At 47.6% G+C, this 22,934-nt stretch carries 22 protein-coding genes; 18 read left to right on the top strand and 4 right to left on the bottom strand.

What is annotated here, in order from left to right:
* Window positions 1-12 precede the first annotated feature (12 nt).
* Complete coding sequence (gene maiA / locus EGC76_RS03340) at window positions 13-654, top strand: maleylacetoacetate isomerase (protein ID WP_128351601.1); 642 nt, start codon at window positions 13-15, stop codon at window positions 652-654.
* A gap of 108 nt (window positions 655-762) precedes the next feature.
* Window positions 763-3,234, top strand: coding sequence for a S9 family peptidase (locus tag EGC76_RS03335; RefSeq protein WP_181950944.1), 2,472 nt, complete (start codon window positions 763-765; stop codon window positions 3,232-3,234).
* A 67-nt stretch (window positions 3,235-3,301) separates the two neighbouring features.
* Here the strand turns inward: EGC76_RS03335 and rne are convergent, their stop codons facing one another.
* The gene (rne, locus tag EGC76_RS03330; RefSeq protein WP_128351599.1) at window positions 3,302-6,244 is read right to left on the bottom strand and encodes a ribonuclease E; all 2,943 of its coding nucleotides are present in this window, start codon (window positions 6,242-6,244) and stop codon (window positions 3,302-3,304) included.
* A 548-nt stretch (window positions 6,245-6,792) separates the two neighbouring features.
* Between rne and rluC the strand changes: the two genes are divergently transcribed.
* From rluC to EGC76_RS03250, 16 genes are all read left to right on the top strand, one after another.
* Entirely contained in the window at window positions 6,793-7,758 is a 966-nt protein-coding gene (gene rluC, locus EGC76_RS03325) for a 23S rRNA pseudouridine(955/2504/2580) synthase RluC (protein ID WP_128351598.1), read from the top strand.
* Window positions 7,755-8,396 carry an HAD family hydrolase gene (locus EGC76_RS03320; protein ID WP_128351597.1) on the top strand — a complete coding sequence of 214 codons (642 nt, stop codon included), beginning with the start codon at window positions 7,755-7,757 and terminating at the stop codon, window positions 8,394-8,396. Before rluC ends, EGC76_RS03320 begins: the two co-directional genes overlap by 4 nt.
* A 47-nt stretch (window positions 8,397-8,443) precedes the next feature.
* Window positions 8,444-9,043, top strand: coding sequence for a Maf family protein (locus EGC76_RS03315; RefSeq protein WP_128351596.1), 600 nt, complete (start codon window positions 8,444-8,446; stop codon window positions 9,041-9,043).
* A gap of 86 nt (window positions 9,044-9,129) precedes the next feature.
* Window positions 9,130-9,654: a 23S rRNA accumulation protein YceD gene (gene yceD, locus EGC76_RS03310; protein ID WP_128351595.1), complete on the top strand. Its 525-nt coding sequence runs from the start codon at window positions 9,130-9,132 to the stop codon at window positions 9,652-9,654.
* An 18-nt stretch (window positions 9,655-9,672) separates the two neighbouring features.
* Window positions 9,673-9,843 carry a 50S ribosomal protein L32 gene (rpmF, locus tag EGC76_RS03305; RefSeq protein WP_128351594.1) on the top strand — a complete coding sequence of 57 codons (171 nt, stop codon included), beginning with the start codon at window positions 9,673-9,675 and terminating at the stop codon, window positions 9,841-9,843.
* Window positions 9,844-9,864: 21 nt separating this feature from the next.
* Window positions 9,865-10,890 (top strand): phosphate acyltransferase PlsX, encoded by a 1,026-nt coding sequence (plsX, locus tag EGC76_RS03300; protein WP_128351593.1) that lies wholly within the window; start codon window positions 9,865-9,867, stop codon window positions 10,888-10,890.
* 8 nt (window positions 10,891-10,898) lie between these two features.
* Window positions 10,899-11,858, top strand: a complete 960-nt coding sequence (locus EGC76_RS03295) for a beta-ketoacyl-ACP synthase III (RefSeq protein ID WP_128351592.1) — start codon at window positions 10,899-10,901, stop codon at window positions 11,856-11,858.
* Between the two features lie 17 nt (window positions 11,859-11,875).
* The gene (gene fabD, locus EGC76_RS03290) at window positions 11,876-12,793 is read left to right on the top strand and encodes an ACP S-malonyltransferase (RefSeq protein ID WP_128351591.1); all 918 of its coding nucleotides are present in this window, start codon (window positions 11,876-11,878) and stop codon (window positions 12,791-12,793) included.
* 1 nt (window position 12,794) lies between these two features.
* A complete protein-coding gene (gene fabG / locus EGC76_RS03285; RefSeq protein WP_128351590.1) occupies window positions 12,795-13,541 on the top strand; it encodes a 3-oxoacyl-ACP reductase FabG in 747 nt (248 codons plus the stop codon).
* 128 nt (window positions 13,542-13,669) lie between these two features.
* A complete protein-coding gene (gene acpP / locus EGC76_RS03280; protein ID WP_128351589.1) occupies window positions 13,670-13,909 on the top strand; it encodes an acyl carrier protein in 240 nt (79 codons plus the stop codon).
* 45 nt (window positions 13,910-13,954) lie between these two features.
* A complete protein-coding gene (pabC, locus tag EGC76_RS03275; RefSeq protein WP_128351588.1) occupies window positions 13,955-14,746 on the top strand; it encodes an aminodeoxychorismate lyase in 792 nt (263 codons plus the stop codon).
* A complete protein-coding gene (mltG, locus tag EGC76_RS03270) occupies window positions 14,716-15,735 on the top strand; it encodes an endolytic transglycosylase MltG (RefSeq protein WP_128351587.1) in 1,020 nt (339 codons plus the stop codon). The genes pabC and mltG overlap by 31 nt, the downstream gene beginning before the upstream one ends.
* Window positions 15,735-16,358, top strand: a complete 624-nt coding sequence (gene tmk, locus EGC76_RS03265; protein WP_128351586.1) for a dTMP kinase — start codon at window positions 15,735-15,737, stop codon at window positions 16,356-16,358. Before mltG ends, tmk begins: the two co-directional genes overlap by 1 nt.
* A gap of 12 nt (window positions 16,359-16,370) precedes the next feature.
* The gene (locus tag EGC76_RS03260) at window positions 16,371-17,336 is read left to right on the top strand and encodes a hypothetical protein (protein WP_128351585.1); all 966 of its coding nucleotides are present in this window, start codon (window positions 16,371-16,373) and stop codon (window positions 17,334-17,336) included.
* On the top strand, window positions 17,318-17,680 hold the full coding sequence (locus EGC76_RS03255; protein ID WP_128351584.1) for a PilZ domain-containing protein: 363 nt from the start codon (window positions 17,318-17,320) through the stop codon (window positions 17,678-17,680). Before EGC76_RS03260 ends, EGC76_RS03255 begins: the two co-directional genes overlap by 19 nt.
* 20 nt (window positions 17,681-17,700) lie before the next feature.
* A complete protein-coding gene (locus EGC76_RS03250; RefSeq protein ID WP_128351583.1) occupies window positions 17,701-18,483 on the top strand; it encodes a TatD family hydrolase in 783 nt (260 codons plus the stop codon).
* A gap of 186 nt (window positions 18,484-18,669) precedes the next feature.
* On the opposite strand, the gene EGC76_RS03245 is transcribed toward EGC76_RS03250, so the two are convergent.
* From EGC76_RS03245 to sppA, 3 genes are read right to left on the bottom strand one after another with little or no spacing between them, the layout of a single operon-like run.
* Window positions 18,670-20,013: a sodium-dependent transporter gene (locus EGC76_RS03245; protein WP_128351582.1), complete on the bottom strand. Its 1,344-nt coding sequence runs from the start codon at window positions 20,011-20,013 to the stop codon at window positions 18,670-18,672.
* Window positions 20,014-20,051: 38 nt separating this feature from the next.
* Complete coding sequence (ansA, locus tag EGC76_RS03240) at window positions 20,052-21,062, bottom strand: asparaginase (protein WP_128351581.1); 1,011 nt, start codon at window positions 21,060-21,062, stop codon at window positions 20,052-20,054.
* A gap of 3 nt (window positions 21,063-21,065) precedes the next feature.
* On the bottom strand, window positions 21,066-22,919 hold the full coding sequence (gene sppA, locus EGC76_RS03235; protein WP_128351580.1) for a signal peptide peptidase SppA: 1,854 nt from the start codon (window positions 22,917-22,919) through the stop codon (window positions 21,066-21,068).
* Window positions 22,920-22,934: the final 15 nt, after the last annotated feature.

Here is a 22,934-nt window from a genome sequence, read left to right as displayed (position 1 = left end):
GGAGTCAACTCTATGGAACTCTATGGCTACTGGCGCTCGAGCGCCAGTTACCGAGCGCGTATCGCGCTCAACTATAAGCAGTTAGATTATAACTACATTCCCGTTCATTTAATTAAAGAAGGTGGCGAGCAACATAAGCTTTCATATCGCCAGCTAAATCCGAATGGTTTAGTGCCAACGTTGGTGGATGGAACGGTTATTTTGCATCAGTCGCTAGCGATTATTGAATACTTGGAAGAAAAACACCCTAAGCCTTCGTTATTGCCTGGCAATGCACAAAAACGCGGTGCAATCCGCGCGTTATCACTGGATATTGCAAGTGAACTGCAGCCTTTGATTAATTTGCGGGTTCAGCAATACCTCGTGCGTGAACTTGGTGCAGACGATGCGGCAAAACAAGCATGGTTACAGCACTGGTTTAAGCAAAGTTTCACGGCATTGGAACGGAATTTTGAAGAAGTATCCGGCACTTACTGTGTTGGTGAGGACTTTTCAATGGCGGATGTGTGTCTTGTTCCACAGGTGTACAGTGCTGAACGTTTTGGCATTGCGTTGGACGATTATCCGTTGCTTCGTGGTATTTATGCGCGCTTAATTGAGTTGCCTTGGGTTGCTGCTGCACACCCCAATAAACAGCCTGACGCCGAAAGCTAACCGCAATAACCAAGAGTTTCATCGCAACAAGTAAATGCCCAGCTCGTAAGTTGCTGGGCATTTTGGTTTAATGGCCTAATATTGCTAGGCTAACAAGGACCCAAAATAATGAAAACAAAAGTAGCAATTGCTATTGCCGCGGCGTTAATGAGCGCTTCATGCGCGATGACCGATGCCTCCACGTCACAAACCGCTAGCAAACCACCGGCGGTTCTAACAACAGCAGAGAACACTCAAGCAGTTGCTGGACAAGCGTTGACACTGAACCAGATCATGGCGGACCAAGACTGGGTAGCACGTTCACCAGAAAGTGCCTACTGGATGCTTGATGGCAGTGGGGTACTGTTCCAACAAAAACGCGAAGGTTCGCAACTTCGTGACTGGTATCATCAGCCAGTTGGCAAAGATGCGCACCAAGTGCCGCTCGATAAACTCCACAATTATGCCTACAACAATGGTGTGTATAATAGCGACAAGTCACTGTTAGCCTATACCTTTGAAGGCAATATCTTTGTTCGTGATATCGCTAATAAGCAAACCCGCCAGTTAACACGTGACGAAGCGCGCCAGTCGCAATTGCTATTTTTAACTGATGGACGTCTTGCGTATCGCGAAGGTAATGACTTTTTTGTGGTGGAACCGAGCACCGGATTAACCCAACAAATTGCTGCTTTAGAAACGGCCGATGCGCCAAAGGCGAATAGCGAGCCTAAAGACTTCGTGGCGCGTGAGCAGTTGGATTTAATCGAGTTTGTGCAAGTTGAGCGGAAAAATAAAGCTGATCAATTTGAACAGCAACAGGCACTGCAGAGCAACAATGAGTCTCTCGCACCGAAACCATTTTACTTGGGGCAGGGTAAAGAGGTGGTTGCAGCGAGCTTATCGCCAGCCGGCGACAAGCTGATTGTAGCAATTAGTGAGCCGCAAAAGTGGCGCGCTGATGGCGATATCATGCCAAATTATGTAACTGACGATGGCCGTGTTGCTGCACAACCTGTGCGCTCTCGTGTTGCTGATGCAAAACCGGTTGAGCATGAAGTACTGGTGCTCGATTTAAGTACCGGCGAACAGACCACGTTAACTTACAACACATTACCAGGTTGGAATGATGATGTTCTTGCTGATGTGCGTCGTGAGAATTATGCCGCGCAAGGCAAAACCTATAAGTCAGAACAAAAGCCTCGTCCAATAACATTATTGCAAGACTGGGGCTGGCGTGAGGGTGCAATTCGTTGGACGGATGACGGTGAGCACGCAGCTTTAATGCTGGAAGCTTGGGACAATAAAGATCGTTGGATTGCGAGTATTGATTTCGCTGGAAAGCGTCTGGTAAACCAAGACCGCCTGCATGACGAAGCTTGGATTAACTATACCCATAACGAATTTGGCTTTTTACCGAACAGCGCGACGTTGTGGTTCCAGTCAGAAGCCGATGGCTATTCGCACCTTTATGTAAAACCACTTAATGGCAGCACCAAGCAACTCACCAGCGGCAAATTTGTCACCGAAGACCCGACTGTGAGTGGAAACGGCGAATTCATTTATTTCAGTGCCAATAAACCGCACCCGGGAAATTATGAAATTTATCGCGTTCGCACCGATAATGCTGCGCTTGAGCAACTGACTAAGCTTGGTGGCATTAACAACTATGAGCTTAGCCCACAAGAAGACCAGTTGTTGATAAAACATTCTACTGCGCTGCAACCTGAAGAATTGTACGTACAAACAATCGGTACGGATACCGCGCTGCGTTTAACGCACACTGCGACAGATACGTTCATGGCGTATGATTGGGTAGCCCCAGAGATTGTGCCTATCGCGTCAAGCCATGTTGCTGACCCGATATACACGCGTGTCTATTACCCGAAAGACTATGATCCGAACCGTGCTGAGAAATATCCGGCTGTGGTGTTTATTCATGGTGCAGGCTACTTACAAAATGCTCATGCCGGCTGGTCGGGATATCAGCGCGAGTTTATGTTCCATACGTTCTTAACCGAACAAGGCTATGTGGTACTTGACCTTGATTATCGTGGGTCTAAAGGTTATGGCCGTGACTGGCGTACCGCTATTTATCGTCAGATGGGCACGCCTGAAGTTGAAGACTTAATTGATGTAGTGAAGTGGGCGGGTGAGAACACGCACGTTGATACCAATCGTATGGGTACCTATGGTGGTTCGTACGGTGGTTTCTTAACCTTTATGGCGCTGTTTAATGAACCTGGTCTATTTAAAGCTGGTTCAGCGTTGCGGCCAGTAAGTGATTGGGCTCACTACAACACGGGCTATACGTCAAACATCTTGAATTTGCCTGATGATGATCCGATTGCATACCGCCGTAGTTCACCAATTTACTTTACCGAGGGGTTAGAAGATGCGCTGTTGATCAACTCACCGATGGTTGATGACAACGTGTTCTTCCAAGACAGTGTGCGGGTTGTTCAGCGTTTAATCGAACATGAAAAAGAAGACTTTGAAACGGCTATCTTCCCAGTTGAGCCGCACGGCTTCCGTCAGCCTTCAAGTTGGTTAGATGAGTACCGCCGTATATTTAAATTGTTTGAAGAAAACCTGAAGTAACATTTGCTTGTTTCAGATATAAAAAATCCCAGCATGAGCTGGGATTTTTTTTACTACCTGTTAACCCTTATTGGGTTTTAGTCATTTCAGCAAAAGTGACTGAGCGCGCTTCGGCAAAGCTCGCTACGCGTGAGTCTTTGCTAAACTGCAGTCGTACATTACTGTCGGCCACATTAAGCGGCGTGAAGTCGTCTGTACGTACAACGGCACTAGCTTTGGTCATTGCTGCGGTGGTGGTTTTACCGCGCACATGAATCGCTTTTGCTGGTTCGGCAGCCTTCGCAGGCTTAGGCTTCTCAGCCGTTTCGGTTGCTGCAACTTCAGCGGCTTCGGGTTCAGTTGTTGGCGTTGGAGCTGCAGTAGGTGCCGGTTCTTCAGTAGCCGGTTTGGTTGCTTCTGTTTCCGCTACATCAGCATTTTCAGGCTTAGCGAGCTCTGCTTTTGTAACTTCTTCTTTTGCAACTTCAGGCTCAGGAGCAGCCGTTGGAGCAACGGTAACTTCAGGTTCAGCTGAAATGGCTTCCGGTGCCGTTGTTTCTTCGGCTTTTACTGGCTCGGCTTTCGCTTCATCCGCTTTAACGTCATCCGTTTTAGCTTCCGCATCACCATTTTCTTGCTCTGCTTTACGACGCTGACCAGCAGCACGTTGATGGCGTGGTGAACGACGGCTGCGATTGCGGCTGCGATCGTTTGCTTCCGCTTCGGTTGCATCCGCTTCTGGCGCTGCGTCTGCTGCAGGCTTGGTTTCAGGTTCTTGTTCAACAGCTTTATCTACTACTGGAGTAGCTGCCGCTGTTGGCTTGGCTTCGTCAGTAGTTGCTTGGGACTGTTGCTGCGATGCTTTTGCTTCTGCAGCAGCATCAACTTGTGCACTTGTTTGTGGTGCCGCATCACTGTGCTCGGTACCAACACGTACAGATTGATCCAATTTACGACGTTGACGGCGAACTTTAGGCTTCGCTGGTTTACGTTCTTCGTTGGCGGCTTCTGGCGCAGTGGCTTCTGCCGTTTTCGCTACAGCACTTGTATCTTGTTGATCAGTTGCTGGTTTGTTGCGGTTACGACCACCACGACTGCGACGACCACCACGCTCATTGCGTTGCTCTTTGTTGTCGTCTTTTGCAGGCTTGTTATCAGCTGGCTTAGCCGATGCATCAACCGTTGTGCCTTCTTTCTCCGCGTCACGGTTACGATTGCGGTTGTTACCACGGCGACGATTGTTGTTACCACCACGGTTGTTACGGCGCTGATTGTTTCCATTCGGGCGCTGTTGCGGCGACTTCTTGTCTTTCGTCGACGCATCGTCTTCACTACTAAAGAGCGCGCTTAACCATTTACCTAGACGAGTGAATAGCCCAGGGCCGGTAGCTTTCTGTGCAGCAGGTTTGTCTGGTGCAGCGGTTGGCGCTGGAGCAGCCGGCGCTTGTAAGCCTTTTAATGCGGGCTCTTCAAAGCTTGGCTTGTCTTTATTGAGCACAATCTCGGTGGTGGTGTCTTCCGGCTTCTCAATTAAGGTGAAGCTGTTGGCTTCATCTAGCTCATCACTACGTAAACGTTTCACGTCAAAATGAGGCGTTTCTAAGTGTTGGTTTGGTATGACCAACACTGATACATCATGACGTTTTTCAATATCAAAAATTGATTGGCGTTTTTCGTTCAACAAATAGGTTGCAACAGTAACAGGTACTTGTGCTTGTATTTGAATGGTGTTGTCTTTTAACGCTTCTTCTTCAATTAAGCGCAAAATTGACAGTGCCAGCGATTCTGCTGAACGAATGGTGCCGTGGCCGGTACAACGTGGGCACACGTGGTTTGACGCTTCACCAAGTGATGGGCGCAGACGTTGACGGGACATTTCTAACAGACCAAAACGTGAAATGCGTGCGCATTGAATGCGAGCGCGATCTTGTTTCAAGCTGTCACGTAAACGGTTTTCAACTTCTCGCTGGTGGCGAGCAGGTGTCATATCAATGAAATCGATAACAACCAAGCCGCCAACATCGCGCAGGCGCAATTGGCGTGCAATTTCTTCTGCTGCTTCTAAGTTGGTTTGGAAGGCCGTTTCTTCAATGTCACCGCCTTTGGTAGCGCGGGCAGAGTTAATATCAATTGAAGTTAATGCTTCAGTTGGGTCAATAACGATTGAACCGCCTGATGGCAAACGTACTTCGCGTTGGAATGCAGATTCAATCTGGCTTTCAACTTGGTAATGATTAAATAATGGAACGTCACCCTGATAAATTTTTACGCGATTAACGAAATCAGGACGAATTAACGTGACGTGTTCACGTACTTGCTCAAAAATCTTCGGGTTATCAATAAGTACTTCGCCAATGTCACGGCGTAGATAATCACGAATAGCACGAAACACCACATTGCTTTCTTGATGAATTAAGAACGGAGCAGGGCGCGAGTTTGCTGCTTTTTCGATGGCTTCCCAGTGGTGCAATAAAACGTTTAAGTCCCACTCAAGTTCTTCTTGTGATTTACCAACACCTGCGGTGCGCACGATTAAACCCATGGTGTTTGGCAGATTTAATGCGTCTAGCGTTGCTTTTAATTCACTACGTTCTTCGCCTTCAATACGGCGTGAAATGCCGCCTGCGCGTGGGTTATTTGGCATAAGCACCAAATAGCTACCAGCAAGCGAAATAAAGGTAGTTAAGGCTGCGCCTTTTTGGCCGCGCTCTTCTTTATCGATTTGAACAATCACTTCCTGGCCTTCCGAGATTACATCTTTGATGTTCGGACGCCCAGAGAATGAATAGCCGCTAGGGAAGTAAGTTTTCGCAATTTCTTTGAGAGGTAGGAAACCGTGACGCTCTGCACCATAGTCAACAAAGGCGGCTTCTAAGCTTGGTTCGATGCGGGTAATTTTACCCTTGTAAATATTCGCTTTCTTTTGTTCGTGACCTGGGCTTTCGATATCCAGATCGTAAAGACGCTGGCCATCAACCAGCGCAACGCGCAGTTCTTCTTGCTGCGTTGCATTAATTAGCATTCTTTTCATTGTATGTGACTCATTATGTCGGGCCACAACACGGTACGACAGGCTTTCGCCATCGCTATTTCGAGATTGAATTGTTTTAGGTTAGGGTTAGTCGATCAACACCTAACATCCATCTCCCGTTCAACAACTAGTTATAAACGTGAGATTGCAATTTGTTACCAAGCCGAAATGCGCTTGTAAAGGCCATACTGCGTTGCAGCACTGGTTCTTCAATTCTGGTTTGATTTAATTAAAGGCGGCGCGCTCAATCAATCTTCATCATCCAAATTCGGATGAAGATGAGCCAATGATATTCCGTGCCATCAACTTCTCGACGCCGTAGCTTTGGCTACGCACTTTCGTAAGCTGAGGTGGACGTATTGGCAGTGACGCTTTCCGCTCAAACCACGCGTTAAATTTTTACTCTTTAGCTGCATCATTGCTTTGTGCAAATGATGTACCGCTCTCTATAAATCGGTGCGGATTTTTCCGATTCATTATTATCCCACGAAAATCGTTGTAAATACAAGATGAACATTGTCAAGAGCTCATGCTAAAATCCGCCACCTATGAGCGAACAAACAAACATATCACAAGGCGTGCACTTCCAGACGGTTGAATCTGGCTACGAAGAGCAACGCATCGACAACTATTTACTTGCGCAATTAAAAGGTGTTCCCAAGTCATTGGTGTACCGAATTTTGCGTAAAGGTGAGGTGCGCGTTAATAAAAAGCGCGTTAAACCCGAATATAAACTGCAGGTTGGCGATGTAATTCGCATTCCACCAGTGCGTATTGCGGAAGCGAATCCGTTGCCGTCTGCCAAACTTGATCAAGTGCAAGCGCTGCAACACCAAATACTTTATGAAGATGAGGTATTGATGGTGATGAATAAACCAGCTGGGCTTGCCGTGCACGGTGGGTCAGGTTTGCAATTCGGGTTGATTGAGAGTTTACGATCGCTGCGCCCGGATGCAAAACAAATGGAACTGGTGCATCGGCTAGACCGCGAGACAAGTGGTTGTATTCTCATTGCTAAGCGGCGATCAGCACTGCGCAGCCTGCATGAGCAATTACGCAATAAAGCCATGGATAAGCAATATTTGGCGTTGGTGCGTGGGCACTGGCAAAAACATGTGAAATTTATTGCTGCGCCGCTGTTAAAGAACACACTGAAATCAGGTGAGCGGGTGGTACGGGTTGATGCTGCTGGAAAACCGTCAGAAACTCGTTTTCGTATTGTTGAGCAGTTTGCTCACTGTACATTGGTAGAAGCTTCTCCGATAACCGGACGTACACATCAGATTCGTGTGCATGCACTGCATGCCGGTCACCCAATAGCTTGCGACCCCAAATACGGTGACAGCGATTTTGATCAACAGATGCAGCAGGTCGGATTGAATCGACTTTTTTTACACGCGCATAAACTTACTTTTAAGCATCCGCAAACGGAAAAACAAATTACCGTTGATGCGCCGCTTGATGAAGCTTTACGACAAACATTAATTCGATTAGGCGGACGCTGTTTTATATGAAGTACCCACTGATAATTTTTGATTGGGACGGCACTTTGATGGATTCGGTAGGGCGCATCGTGTCTTCGATGCAGCGTGCCGCAGCGCTTTTGTCGCTACCAGCTCCAACGGTGGAATCGGTGCGTGAAATTATTGGTATCAGTTTAGAACCAGCGATTGAACAATTGTTTGGTCGGCTGTCGAGCGAACAGTTTGACGCGTTTATGCACGTTTACCGTCAGCAATATGTGCATGATGACATCACGCCTTCACCGTTATTCGAAGGGGCGCAAGCAATGCTTGAAGGGTTACGGGCAAAAGGGTACACCTTAGCCGTTGCTACGGGTAAAGCGCGCCACGGGTTGGAACGGGTTTGGCAAGAAGCTAATATTCATGAGTTATTCCATCTATCACGGTGCGCCGACGAAACCGCGTCTAAACCCGATCCACGCATGCTCAATGAAATTCTTGAGGAAACAGGGTTTTCGGCACATCAGGCGGTGATGGTTGGTGATTCAGTGCATGACATGCGCATGGCTGAAAATGCCGGAATAGCGCGCATTGGTGTAAGCTTTGGGGCGCATGATGCACAACGTTTGTTACAGCACCAGCCCTTAACGATTCTGGATAATTTGGCCACGTTACCAAGCTATGTGTAACGCTGAGCAGATAGTTTACTAAGTGAAGAAACCGTAGGTTAATGTCTATGAAAACGAATTTGGTGCTTGCTTCCACGTCGCCATTTCGCCGTGAGCTACTGGCTAAGGTTGTGCGTGAATTTGACGTGGCGGCGCCCGAAGTTGACGAAACGCCGCTCGTTAATGAATCGCCTTTGGCGCTGGTTGAACGCTTAGCTATAGCGAAAGCTAAAGCCCTGGCGAATAAGTTTCCGGAGCATGTATTAATCGGCTCCGATCAAGTCGCCGTCGTAGAAGGCACCATTCTGGGTAAACCTGGCACTGAAGCGAACGCGATTAAACAGTTGCAGGCCATGCGCGGCAAAACGGTGACGTTTTTAACTGGATTAGCTGTTTATGACAGCAAGCAACTGCTGCTCCAGTCATGCGTAGAGCCTTTTGAGGTGCGGTTTCGTGACCTGAGTGACGCTGAGATTGTTGCCTATGTAAAGCGGGAACAGCCGCTAAATTGTGCCGGTAGCTTTAAAAGTGAAGCCTTGGGTATCAGTCTATTTGCTGCTTTACGTGGCGACGACCCGAACACATTGGTGGGATTACCACTCATTCGGTTGCTTGCAATGTTGCGTAGTTGGGGCATTAATCCACTGTTGGACGAAAACACACCGTAAACCTTGCAAACATATGGCTTGAAACCCATGTAATTTTACGAAAAGCACTTGTGTTCACGCATCGATTCCATTAATATTCGCGCCCTATGCAGAAGGTTCGAGTACCGATTACGGTAGATCCGGTTAAAAGTGCCGGCAAGCAATTGTCTTATATCGGATTAGTTCCGGGGGAGGCGCTTGCTCGTTTGCAAGAGTTATTGGTTGAGCCATGTCCTGATGTGGATACTTCATTATTTTTTGAAGTTGACGAGCAGGGCATAAAACGTATTCGCGGTGATGCTCAGGTGACTGTGCAAGCAAGCTGCGAACGTTGCGGTGATACCATGACGGTTCCGTTACAGTGCACATTTATTTATGCGCCTGTTACGAAGCGGCAAAAGGCCACCGATATGCCAGAGGGCTACGAATCAGTTGAGCTGGATGAACTCGGTGAAGTGAATCTGCATGCGTTGGTCGAAGATGAGCTGATATTGGCGATGCCGGTTGTGGTCAAACATGACGAGCGCGAATGTCGGGTAGATAGTAACGCAATGCAGTGGGGCGATATTGAAGACTCCCCAGAAGCAAAAGGAAATCCTTTTGCTGTGTTGCAAGAATTAAAGCGCAAATAAACTTAGGAGATAGCGTAAATGGCTGTACAAAAGAATCGGAAAACTCGTTCGAAGCGCGACATGCGTCGTTCTCACGATGCACTGAGCGGCCCTACACTGTCGGTTGACTCTACCTCTGGTGAAACGCATCGTCGTCACCATGTAACAGCTGATGGTTTTTATAAAGGCCGTAAAGTAATTAACAAGTAACCAGTACAGGATAGTGAGGCTATGGCCGCACTGACACTGGCACTTGATGCAATGGGGGGCGATCATGGCCCCTCAGTTGTAATTGACGCTTTGCAACAGGCGTTAAAAACATTTCCCGACGTTCATTTTATGCTGGTTGGGGATGACTCTGAGCTAATTCCGCTACTAAAGCATGCGAAGATAGATAACCACCCTCGCGTTATCCTTAAGCACGCAAGCCAAACCGTTACCATGACCGATAAACCTGGCTATTCGCTGCGTGCGAAGCCGGACTCGTCGATGCGTATCGCGTTAGAGTTAGTGGCCTCAGAAGAGGCTGCAGCGTGTGTCAGCGCCGGAAATACCGGTGCGCTAATGACCAAAGCTTACTTTACCCTGAAAACCTTGCCGGGTGTTTTACGACCGGCATTAATGTCAGCCATACCTCAACAGCAGGGCGGTTCGGCATTCGTTCTTGATTTAGGCGCAAATCCTGTGTGTGATTCGGATACATTATTCCAATTTGGGGTGATGGGCTCAGTCGCGGCACAAGAGGTATTAGGTATTAAACAACCTCGGGTTGCATTGCTAAACATGGGCGAAGAAGAAATCAAAGGTAATGACGTGGTGAAAGCCACAGCTGCTTTGTTGCAGCAGTCGCAACACATTAATTATATTGGCTTTATTGAAGGCGATGACTTGTTTTCTGGCAAAGCCGATGTGATTGTATGCGATGGTTTTGTCGGTAATATTGCACTGAAAAGCTGCGAAGGACTGGCCGAACTTCTTCTCAATAATATCAAATCAAATATTCACGACCACTGGCTGACCCGTTGGTTTGTGAAACTCTTTTATCAGCGTTTAAAGCGTTCATGGGATTGGTTGAAGCCCGACCACTACAACGGCGCGAGTTTGATAGGATTACGGGGTGTCGTCATTAAAAGTCATGGTGATGCAAATGTACGCGCATTTTTTAGCGCCATTGAGCAAGCCGTGGAAGAGACACAACGGGATCTACCAACGCGAATTCGCGATCGGGTAGAACAAGTTCTGTTAGAACAGGAATAAATCTTATTATGCAAGCAACGATTGCGGGAACTGGCCATTACTTACCGAGCCAGCGCCTGACGAATGCCATGCTGGAGCAGCGGGTCGAAACCAGTCACGATTGGATTGTCGAACGCACTGGCATACATGAACGACGCATTGCTGAAGCTGGCGAAAGCGCTGCTACCATGGGTGTAGCCGCAGCACGTCAGGCACTATTGGCTGCAGAAGTTGCAGCCGACGATATTGATTTAATTGTGGTGGCAACCACGTCAGGAGAGCGCGCATTTCCGAGCGTTGCGTGTGAAATTCAAGCGGCGTTGACCGAGAATAATATTCCGGCTTTCGATATTGCTGCTGCATGTTCAGGATTTATCTTTGCCCTTAGCGTTGCCGACCAATATATTCGTAATGGCATGTATCAGCGGGTGCTAGTAATTGGCACAGATGTATTGTCGCGGTTATGTCATCCGGATGATCGCAATACCTTGGTGTTATTTGGTGATGGTGCTGGAGCTGCGGTACTTGAAGCATCAGACAAGCCTGGTATTTTATCAACGCATTTAAATAGCGCAGGTGAATTTGCTGATCTACTTGGTGTGAACCACATGTCGCGTACGTCACCGGAACAGTTAAGCGAAGCTTGGATGTATATGAAGGGTAATGAAGTATTTAAGGTTGCGGTAAGCAAGCTTAGCGAGCTGGTGGTGGATACTTTAGCAGCCAACCAACTGGTAGCGAGTGACTTAGATTGGTTGGTGCCACACCAAGCAAATTTACGTATCATTAAAGCGACAGCACGAAAGTTAAAAATGCCGATGGAGAGGGTGATTACCACACTTGAATATACGGGAAATACCTCTGCGGCATCGGTTCCCATTGCGTTGGATGTCGCAATTCGTGATGGCCGGATTCAACGCGGTCAAAAATTATTACTTGAAGCCTTTGGCGGTGGTTTTGCCTGGGGTTCGGCACTTGTAGAATATTAATTTATAAGGAAGTACTCATGCGAGCTTATGTTTTTCCAGGACAAGGTTCACAAGCTGTTGGTATGTTGGCGGATGTAGCCGCCGAATATCCAGTCATTGAAGCGACCTTTGCCGAAGCAAGTCATGTGCTTGGTTATGACTTATGGGCATTGGTGCAAGATGGGCCTGCAGAGCAGCTCAATGAAACGCAGCGCACTCAGCCCGCTTTATTAACTGCGAGTGTGGCGCTATACCGCGCCTTAGAACAGGCTGGTGTGCCGGCTCCTGAATGGATGGCCGGGCATAGCTTGGGCGAGTATTCTGCGCTGGTGTGTGCCGGTGCTTTAGATTTTAAAGATGCGGTAAAGCTGGTCGCTACCCGCGGCAAGTTGATGCAATCTGCGGTGCCAGCTGGTGTTGGCGCGATGGCCGCAATTATTGGCTTAGATGACGACTTGGTTAAGCAGGCTTGTGCAGAGTCAGCTGGAGAAGAAGTTGTAGCAGCGGTGAACTTTAATTCACCGGGGCAGGTTGTAATTGCAGGCCATAAAGCAGCAGTTGAGCGTGCCGGCGCGGCCTGCATTAAAGCTGGCGCGAAGCGCGCACTGCCGTTACCGGTAAGTGTGCCATCGCATTGCTCGCTCATGCAGCCTGCGGCAGACCAAATGGCGGTTGAACTCGGTAAATTGACGGTAAATACTCCGCAAGTTCCGGTCGTGAATAATGTGGATGTAGAAGCGCCACGCGAAGCTGATAAAATTCGTGACGCATTGGTTCGTCAGCTTCATTCACCAGTACGATGGACCGAAACTGTTGAATATCTGGTGCAGCAGGGTGTTACAGAAATTTTTGAAATTGGCCCAGGTAAAGTGCTTACCGGGTTAAATAAACGAATCGACAAAGCCATTCAGGGTGAAGCGGTAAATACCGCTGAGGCTCTAGCAGCAAGGAAATGATATGTCTGACTTAATGAATCTAGAAGGGCAAGTTGCCTTAGTAACCGGCGCCAGTCGTGGTATTGGTAAAGCAATTGCCGAACAATTGGTGGCACGTGGTGTCAAAGTTATTGGCACCGCGACGACTGAAAAGGGTGCTCAAGCTATTAGCGATTATTTAGGCGCAAACGGCGAAGGCCTTGCGTTGAATGTAACGGATGCAGATAGTATTGCGGCAGTATTGAAGCATATTGACAGCACCTATGGGCAGTTGGATATTCTTGTCAATAATGCCGGAATTACCCGCGATAACCTGCTGATGCGAATGAAAGACGATGAGTGGGATAGTGTCATGGACACCAACTTAAAGTCTGTTTATCGTTTAAGCAAAGGGGTTATGCGCGGTATGATGAAACGTCGGCAAGGGCGTATTATCAATATTTCATCGGTAGTTGGTACCACGGGCAACCCTGGCCAAGCAAACTATTGCGCTGCTAAAGCTGGTTTGGCTGGGTTTACCAAGGCGTTAGCGAAAGAGATAGCTGCGCGTGGTATCACGGTGAATTGCGTAGCGCCAGGTTTTATTGATACGGATATGACCAAAGCGTTGACAGATGACCAGAAACAAGCGATTTTCGCCAATATACCGGCATCGCGCTTGGGCCAACCAGAAGAAATTGCTGCAGCTGTGGTGTTTTTAGCTTCACCAGGCGCTGCATATATTACGGGCGAAACCATCCACGTAAACGGTGGCATGGCAATGGTATAAGTGATTTTTCGCGGCAAGGGGTACGACCTGTCAAGGTTAGACCAATTTTTGCTTTATTATTGTCGCGTCATTCACTACACTAAGCCCAATTTTGAACTCGTGACCTAAAATCAAGGGACATATATACAATGAGTACTATTGAAGAACGCGTAAAAAAAATCATCGTTGAACAACTAGGTGTTAAAGAAGAAGAAGTGAAATTAGAAGCTTCTTTTGAAAATGACCTTGGTGCAGACTCGCTGGACATCGTTGAATTGGTAATGGCTCTGGAAGAAGAGTTTGAGACCGAGATTCCAGACGAAGAAGCAGAGAAAATCAGAACCGTTGAAGCTGCTATCGATTACGTGAAAAATCACGCAAACGACTAAGTCATCGAATTCGGAAAGGCGGAATGAAAATTCCGCCTTTTTTGTATGTGGCTCAATGGGCAACCCCTCTCATCACAATCCCTTGACCGTGGCCTGCAATTCGGCGATGGGCACTTCACTACACTCGTTATTCGGCACCACCGTATAGAATATTGGCCGCGTCACTGGCAACGTTTATCGATCGCCTCTGAACGCTTGGCGATGGCAATACCTGAGCAAGAGCAGGTGCTGTCATTATTGGAACATATAGCTGCCGAGCATCAACACTGTGTGGTAAAACTCATTATTACCCGAGGTGTTAGCCAGCGCGGCTATGGTGTTGCAGCGAACCAACCGATTAACTGGTACGTGACAATCTCTGATTTACCGCAGTGGTCGACCCAAGGCTTAAGCGTTGCACAAGCAAAACTTCGGTTAGCCCAACAGCCGCTGCTGGCTGGCTTGAAAACGTTGAATCGCCTGGAACAAGTTCTGTTGACACAGGAGCGTGATTTGCTCGGCGTTGATGACTTATTAGTTTGTGATTCACAGCTTCACATTGTAGAGGCGATCAGCAGCAATTTATTCTGGTATGATGGCGATAACTGGCGGATTCCGCTGTTAAAAACGGCCGGCATAGCCGGTATTATGCAAGCTGAAATCTGCGCCGCCGTGTTGCTTGAAGCAATACCTACCGAAGCTACTTATGCTTCGGTTGCCTCAGCTCAGCAGGCTTTTTTGTGCAATACTGTGTTGGGTCCACGGCCTATCGCGAAGATAGACGAACGTGTGTTACCCAAGGCGCTATTACCAGAGGTTGTTCATCAGTGGTATTCAAACGTTTTATACAATTCTTAATTGCTGCGAGTGTAATCGCACTCGCTATCTGTGTTTTTCTAATTTGGTACGGGTTCAAACAATTACAGCAACCTTTAGGTATGCCTGAACCTTTACTATTCGAAGTAAAACGCGGCATGCACGCACGTACAATTATTTCCCAACTCAACAGTCAAGGTGCCCAGTTGCAGGTTACCCCCACGTATCTCGCCAGTCGGATATTGGATAAGCCTGAGCGGTTACAGGCGGGCGTGTATCAAGTAATGCCCGAAGACACAGTGAAGGGGCTTTGGCAAAAGCTGCGTAACGGCGAACAATATCAATTTCGTGTAGCACTCGTTGAGGGGCGCACGCTGCTCGAATGGTTGCAGCAACTGCAGCAAAGCGACCATTTGAAGCAAACCTTGCAAAATGTTCCGCGTAAGGAACTGAATCAACAACTCGCTTCGCACCTGAATGTGGAGATGGCGTCTTTTGAAGGCCAGTTTTTCCCTGACACGTACAACTACACCGCTGGCACCAAAGATATTGATATCCTCAAACAAGCTTTTCAGCGCATGCAGGGCGAGTTATCTACTGTGTGGGCTTCGCGTGACGCCGATTTACCCTATGAAAATGCTTTCGAGTTGCTTATTATGGCTTCAATCATTGAAAAAGAAACAGGATTAAGTGGCGAACGTAAACGGGTAAGTTCCGTGTTTATAAATCGTTTGCGGGCCGGTATGCGCTTGCAGTCTGATCCAACCACAATATATGGAATCGACGACTTTGATGGCAATTTAACGCGCGCACATTTACGCGAACAAACTGCGTACAATACCTATCGAATTAATGGGTTGCCGCCAACTCCAATTGCCATGCCAAGTCTTAGTAGCCTCGAAGCCGCGGCTCACCCTGAAACAACGGATTATTTTTATTTTGTGGCGGATGGTTCGGGTGGCCATGTTTTTTCCAAAACACTGGCGGAACACAACCGCGCGGTTAATAAATACCAAAGGAATCAAAACTAATGCCAAGCGGCAAGTTTATCGTAATTGAAGGCCTGGAAGGGGCAGGTAAGAGCTCCGCTATGGCGAGTGTTGTGAATCACCTGCATGCTAAAGGAATTGCCACACAAACGGTTCGTGAACCCGGCGGAACGAAGCTTGCTGAGGCGATTCGAGATTTAGTAAAGGGTGATTGGGAAGAAAAGCTAACGGCTGAAACGGAATTGCTGCTGATGTACGCCAGTCGTTCACAACTGGTTGAGAATGTTATCAAGCCGGCATTGGCTAAGGGTATTTGGGTTATTGCCGATCGTCATGACTTGTCTTCCAGAGCCTACCAGGGCGGCGGACGTCAACTCGGTGATGAAAAGCTAACGGCATTACGAAAACTGGTGTTAGGCGATTTTGTTCCTGATCTTACCTTACTACTCGATGTTGATCCCCAAAAAGGATTGGCCCGCGCGCGTGAGCGCGGTGAGCTTGATCGCATTGAGCAAGAAGACGTTGCATTTTTCGAACGCACTCGAAACCGGTATTTAGAGATTGCCGAGAATGATGCGAATATTTGCGTCATTAACAGCAATCAAGACATGGAGTCGGTTCATCGCGACTTACTTCATGAACTTGAACAGCATTTATTTAATTAACGCAGAGGCGACATGAGTTTACCTTGGTTGCGTGAATCGTGGCGGCAGGTTGTTTCAGATTACCAGCAACAACGCTTTGGTCATGCACATTGCATTCCAGCACGTGAAGGTTTGGGGGCTGAGGCATACACCCAAGCCTTGGCGCATTATTTGTTGTGTTTACAACCAACACAACGTGCTTGTGGGCGCTGTAAAAGCTGCTTGCTGGTTCAATCTGAAACACACCCAGACTACTACGTGCTTCGTAGCGAGGATAATCGTGCCATCGGCGTGGATAAAATTCGTGAGCTCACTCAGGCATTGCAGCAGACAGCAAGCCAGCATGGTGCAAAAGTGGCTTGGATAAAAAATGCCGAACGCATGACCACAGAAGCTGCAAACGCGCTGTTAAAAACACTCGAAGAACCTACCGCAAACACGTATATTATCTTGAGCCCTGAGCGTACCAGTGCGCTGTTGCCAACGATTCGCAGTCGCATGCGGCTGCACACATTAAATGAGCCGAGCTGGCCGGAGATTGAAGCGTGGCTGGTGCAACAATTAGGACGCAGTTTAACGCCTGAAGAGCAATTGCGTAGCCAACAGTTTTTAGGTGCACCTTTACATGCTCTTGCCGCATTAAAAGGCGAAGTTAGTGATAACATTGACTATGTTGGGCGTTTGGCTCAGGCTTGTTGCGTAGATAGCAAGTGGCCTTTGCCAACTAAGAGTGATTGGGCTGGCTGGCTCGATGCAAGCGAAGCATGGTTGCATGAGTTAATTCGGATTAAACAACGCGTTGCACAGCAGCGCTTAAGATTTCCGGGCAGCTATCAACTCGCTGTCGATTGGCTGCAAAGAGAACAGATAACCGTTGCTGAAATCAATGCTTGGCTTGCTTTATGTTACAATTTGCGCAAAACAACAAGTGAACAAGCTGGCTTAAACGTACCATTACTATTACAACAACAGTGGTTACAATGGAAACACAAACCGTAGCACAAGCAGAGGCCGCGTTACCGAAAAAACGTATCGTGTTGGGCACTGAAGCCCAGCTGCGGCGCTATTACATGCCATTTATCAAAGGTGGGGGCTTGTTTCTAACAACAGATGAACCTCTGAAAAATGGTGATGAATTTCTGTTGGAGGTACGTTTGTTTGGTGAACAAAATTCGGTTTTTGTGAAGTGCAAAGTCGTCTGGTTAGCTCCATCAAAGCCGGGGCGCCCAGAGCAACAGGGCGTTGGCGTTCAGTTTATCGATGATAAAGCGATGCTGAAAAATATGATTGAATCGAAGCTTGCTGCGATAGGTAATACGGGCACGCCAACCGCCACCATGTAAGACATCCTAGAGGAGTTGTTGTGTTTGTCGATTCCCATTGTCATCTTGACAAAATAGACCTAAAAAATTTCGATGGGCAATTTTCTAAAATTGTTCAAGCTGCGCGCGCAGCAAAAGTAGAGCACATGCTTTGTATTGGCGTGACCCTTGATGATTTTCCTGCCATGCGCAACCAAGTTGCTGATTTCCCAGATGTAAGTATTTCCTGCGGTGTGCATCCGTTGTACGTTGCTAAGCATCCGCTTGACCGCAACCAGTTACGTAAATGGGCTGCAGAGCCGGAAGTAGTTGCCATTGGCGAAACGGGTTTGGATTATTTTTACGATCCGGAGAGCCGTCCTATTCAGCAAGATAGCTTTGCGTACCATATTGAACTCGCAAATGAGCTTGATAAACCGTTGATCATTCATACTCGAGATGCGCGTGAGGACACCATTGCGATGTTACGTGAGGGACAGGCGCAGCGCTGTGGAGGCGTTTTACACTGCTTCACTGAATCACTTGAAATGGCGCAGCAGGCCATTGAACATCTTGATTTCTATATTTCGATATCGGGCATAGCATCGTTTCGTAACGCGACCGAACTGCGCGAAGTGGTGCAGGCATTACCGCTAGAGCGATTGTTAATTGAAACGGACAGCCCTTGGTTAGCACCGGTGCCGCACCGTGGCAAAGAAAATCAGCCAGCTTATGTGGTTGATGTAGCTAAATGCGTCGCGGACGTGAAAGGTTTGAGCCTCGCTGAAGTGGCAAAAGTTACGACGCAAAACTTTTATTCATTGTTTAAGCACGTGCGCAAATAATTTTTTGTACGTTTTTTACACAAAAAATTCGCATTTGGTAAATTTATGTCTACAATAAATCTTACCCTCGACATTTATCGAGTTAGCGCACGGCTCAATCCCTTGAGCCATTCCCCTGAGCTCGGGACAACTTGGATTGGTCCCGAGCCTTTTTTTATTACGAATGTCAGCTGATTTTATAGAGACTTAGCCACGCCAGATAACCAGTAAAATCAATACTGGGCATATAAACTTCACGTACCATGGCCAGATTTTCCAAAACCAACTTGATTCCATTTCTGGCGCGCCGTCTTGCAGGGCTTTCAGTAAATAGTTTTGACGCAGTACCCAAGTTAATAGCAGACCAAAGATGAGTGCGAGTAGGGGTTGCATGTATACGGTTGTAAGTGTCACTACCGCACCGAACAAGGCTGAAAAATTGTAAATGATTAACGACGAAATTAAGCCAATTGTTGCACCTACCACCCAAACCATTTGGGCACGAGACTGCCCGGTTTCTTCAACCAATGCATTAACCGGTGCTTCTAACATAGAAATGGATGAGGTGATTGCGGCAATGACCATCAACGCGAAAAACGCGAGACCCACCCATAAACCGACATAGCCCATCGATTCGAACATTGCCGGTAGTACGTTGAATACCAGCGTGTCACTGGAAAGCAGTTGACCGGCTTGATCGTAGATTTCAACGCCTAGTTCTTGTGCAGCGAACATTGCTGGTAGGATCAAGAGGCCCGCCAAAAATGCGACTGAGGTATCAAGCCCAGCAACCCAACCTGCGGTGCGCGGTAAATGCTCGTCTTTTGATAAATAAGCACCGTAGGTCATCATGCAACATACACCCAAACTGAGCGAGAAAAATGCTTGGCCCATGGCACGAATAATGAGATTGGGGTTGGTGACCTGTTCAAAGTCAGGTGTCAGGTACATCTTTAAGCCATCAATAGCGCCTGGAAGCGTAAGAATATAGAGTGCCATAGCTATTAATAAAACAAACAACAACGGCATTAAGCGGCGTGACCATCGCTCGATACCATCGGTTACGCCTGAGCGAACAACGTGCACGGTGAGTACTAGAAACAGTACCATCATGATCATGTTGCGCTGCACGCTAAAGTCGGTCAACCAAGTTGCTGCTGCAGTAAAGCCCATTAGTTCGGCTAACGGCGCGAACATAAATGCCAGAAGCCAACCTGACACAATTGCATAGAAGCTCAATATGAGCGACAAAACCACAAGGCCAACAATTCCGGTAAGCGCACCGAAATTACGCCAAAACGGTTTGTCGCTGAGTGCGCGCAGCGCCTCTACCGGGTTGCGTTGACGCATACGGCCAATGGTTAATTCAGCAACTAACATTGGATAAGCGAGTAGGGCAACCATGAGTAGATAAACCAATAAGAACGCACCACCGCCATTTTGTGCGGCTTGGGTTGGAAACCCCCATATGTTACCTACACCGACGGCAGAGCCCGCAGCAGCTAGAATAAATCCAATTCGCGATGAAAAAGCAGGAGATTTTAGGGCCATTTTTCTATTTCTTATTGTTGTTTTAATGGACGAGCAACTTAAGCGGTCAACTCACCGCGTAAGTTGGTTTCTAATAGGTTATTGATCTCTGATTGCGACAAGTCTTGAGACAACAGGTAATGAAGTTTGGTTAAAGCAGCTTCAACAGTCATGTCATGACCACTGACTACGCCCACTTGTGCCAGTGCGTTGCCCGTTGCGTAACCGCCCATGTTCACTTTACCTTTGAAGCATTGGGTGCAATTGAGCACTACCGTACCTTGTTCAATTGCACGCCGCAAGCTCGCTAAAAGCTGCGGGTCTTGTGGGGCATTACCCACACCGTAACTTTGCATGATTAGCGCTTTAACAGGCTGTTGGAGCATATTATCAAAAATAGCGGCCGAGATGCCTGGGTATAAGGTGACCACACCAATAGCCTGTGGGGTTACTGGAGTAAGACGTAATGGTTCATGACCCAACGCATTCACTTCACCAGCTTCAACGGATATTTGGATACCAGCCCGCAATAACGGTGAAAAATTTGGCGAATCAAATGCATTAAACCCATTAGCGTCAGCTTTTGTAGCACGATTGCCGCGGTACAGTATGTTGTTAAAAAACAGACCGACTTCGTGAATTGGATAATTTGCTGCAATGTACAAGGCATTGAGTAGATTCGTTTGACCATCCGAGCGTAGCGCAGCAAGTGGAATCTGAGACCCGGTAATAATTACCGGCTTGGCTAGGTTTTCGAACATAAACGACAGCGCTGAGGCTGTGTAGGCCATGGTGTCGGTTCCGTGGAGAATGACAAAACCGTCGTAGTCGCTGTAATGGCTGCGGATGTCTTCGGCAATGTGCTGCCAGTCGGCTGGCGACATGTCCGATGAATCCATTAAAGGGGTGTATTCATGAATGGTGAATTCAGGCATTTCCTCGCGATAAAACTCGGGCATACGCTGAACACATTCGGTTAAAAAACCGGGCACAGGAATGTATCCCTGTGCCGATTTTTGCATTCCTATGGTGCCGCCTGTGTAGGCGACATAAATACGTTTTTTAGTCATGAATTACCGTAGTGGACAGAGTTCGCACAGTGCATAAACACCGTTTGGATCGTTAAATTTGTCGACTAATTTAACTTCCTGCCAAACACGTTGCAATTGCATTTCAATCGGTGAGTGATTTTTCTCGACAAGTGAGCTTGGTAAAATCAAGCTGGCCTGACCAAATAAGTCACGCATGAACTGTTCGCGAACCGACAATTCAGGCTCAATAACTTGCACGTCATACTCAACAATATCTGCAAACTCGGCTGCTGCACGAATGGCATCATCAAGCTCACCAAGTTTATCAACTAAGCCGAACTTCTGCGCTTGAGCGCCAGTCCATACACGACCTTGCGCCACTTGATGCACGGCGTCGTAGGTCATATCGCGACTTTCAGCAACCATACCAACGAAATCACGATAGAATTTCTCGATGGTTAGTTGCACCATTTGTTTTGCCGCATCGTCGAGGCCGCGTGTGATGTCCAATACCGGCAGGTTAGTGGTGTGGTAACCGTCGTTGTAAACACCAATTTCAGCCAGGGAGTTTTCGATAGTAAAGAACATACCAAACACGCCAATGGAGCCGGTAATGGTTGATGGTGACGCCCAGATTTCATCGGCGCTCGCCGCAATCCAATAACCGCCAGAAGCCGCAACGCTGCTCATGGATGCGATAACTGGCTTGCCAGCTTTTTGCAGTTCAAGTAATTCCTGACGAATAACTTCAGAAGCAAAACCGCTACCGCCTGGGCTATCGATACGCAACACCACGGCTTTCACTTGATCATCAAGGCGCGCTTTGCGTAATAATTCAGCTGTGCTATCACCGCCAATTGAACCTGGTTTCTGATGGCCATCGACAATAACACCACGTGCGACCACCACAGCGATATTGGCGCGGTCAGTTTCTTCCGCTGAATAAGCTTGACCATTGAGCGACTCTAAATAATCTTCATGATCAATTTTGCGCCAGCTTTTCTCGTCTTTATCCAAGCCGGTGAGGGTAATCATTTCTTGGCGGAATTGTTCGCGCGAATACAGTGCATCAACCAAGCCAGTGGCCACTGCCATTTTGGCAAAATCGTTATCGTGCTGTTCAATAGCTGCTAAAAAGTCATTGATGTCGCCAGAGAGCATACGGGTATCAATGTCACGCAGTTCGGCTAAGTCATTAATATAGGTCTGCCAAAGTTCGTCATACAGCATCTTATTGGCTTCACGTGCTTGCTCAGACATATCATTACGCGTGTAAGGCTCTACTGCTGACTTATAGGCACCAACCTTAAATACGTGGGTGCTGATTTTTAGTTTTTCGAGCAGCTCTTGGAAATACAGGCGATATGACCCATAGCCTTCAAACATAAGCATGCCGAGCGGATTCAGATAGATTTTATCGGCATGAGCTGCGACGTAATACTGATCTTGCGAATACGCGTCGGCATAGGTCATTACCGGTTTGCCGGTTTCGCGGAACTGCGCTAACGCCTCGCCCAGTACTTGCATTTTGTTGAGACCGCCACCCGCAAAACTGCTTATATTTAGCTGGATACCGCTAATTCGATCATCGGTTGCCGCATTTTCAATTGCGCTTACCACGTCGTTCACTAAAACTTCTGCTGGGGCACCGCTGCCGCCGAGCATTTCGTCAAAAAACGCATCGACTGGATCAACCCATGTTTTTTCTTCAACTAAACGACCATTTAGTTCTAGAACCAGTACACCGTTGTCTGGCACACGAATCGGCTCTTCGTCAGCTGCAAATAAGCTGATGACAATAATAAGAACGATAAAAAACACGATATTCACAATGATTTTGCGAATCGTGTTTATCAGGCCGAAGAGTTTCTTGAATACCGAAGCAGTCCCGCTCATACGTAGGAATCCCAA

This window comes from Pseudidiomarina gelatinasegens, from assembly GCF_004025325.1.
Lineage (GTDB): Bacteria > Pseudomonadota > Gammaproteobacteria > Enterobacterales > Alteromonadaceae > Pseudidiomarina > Pseudidiomarina gelatinasegens.
This window is presented reverse-complemented; position numbering and strand designations above follow the sequence as displayed.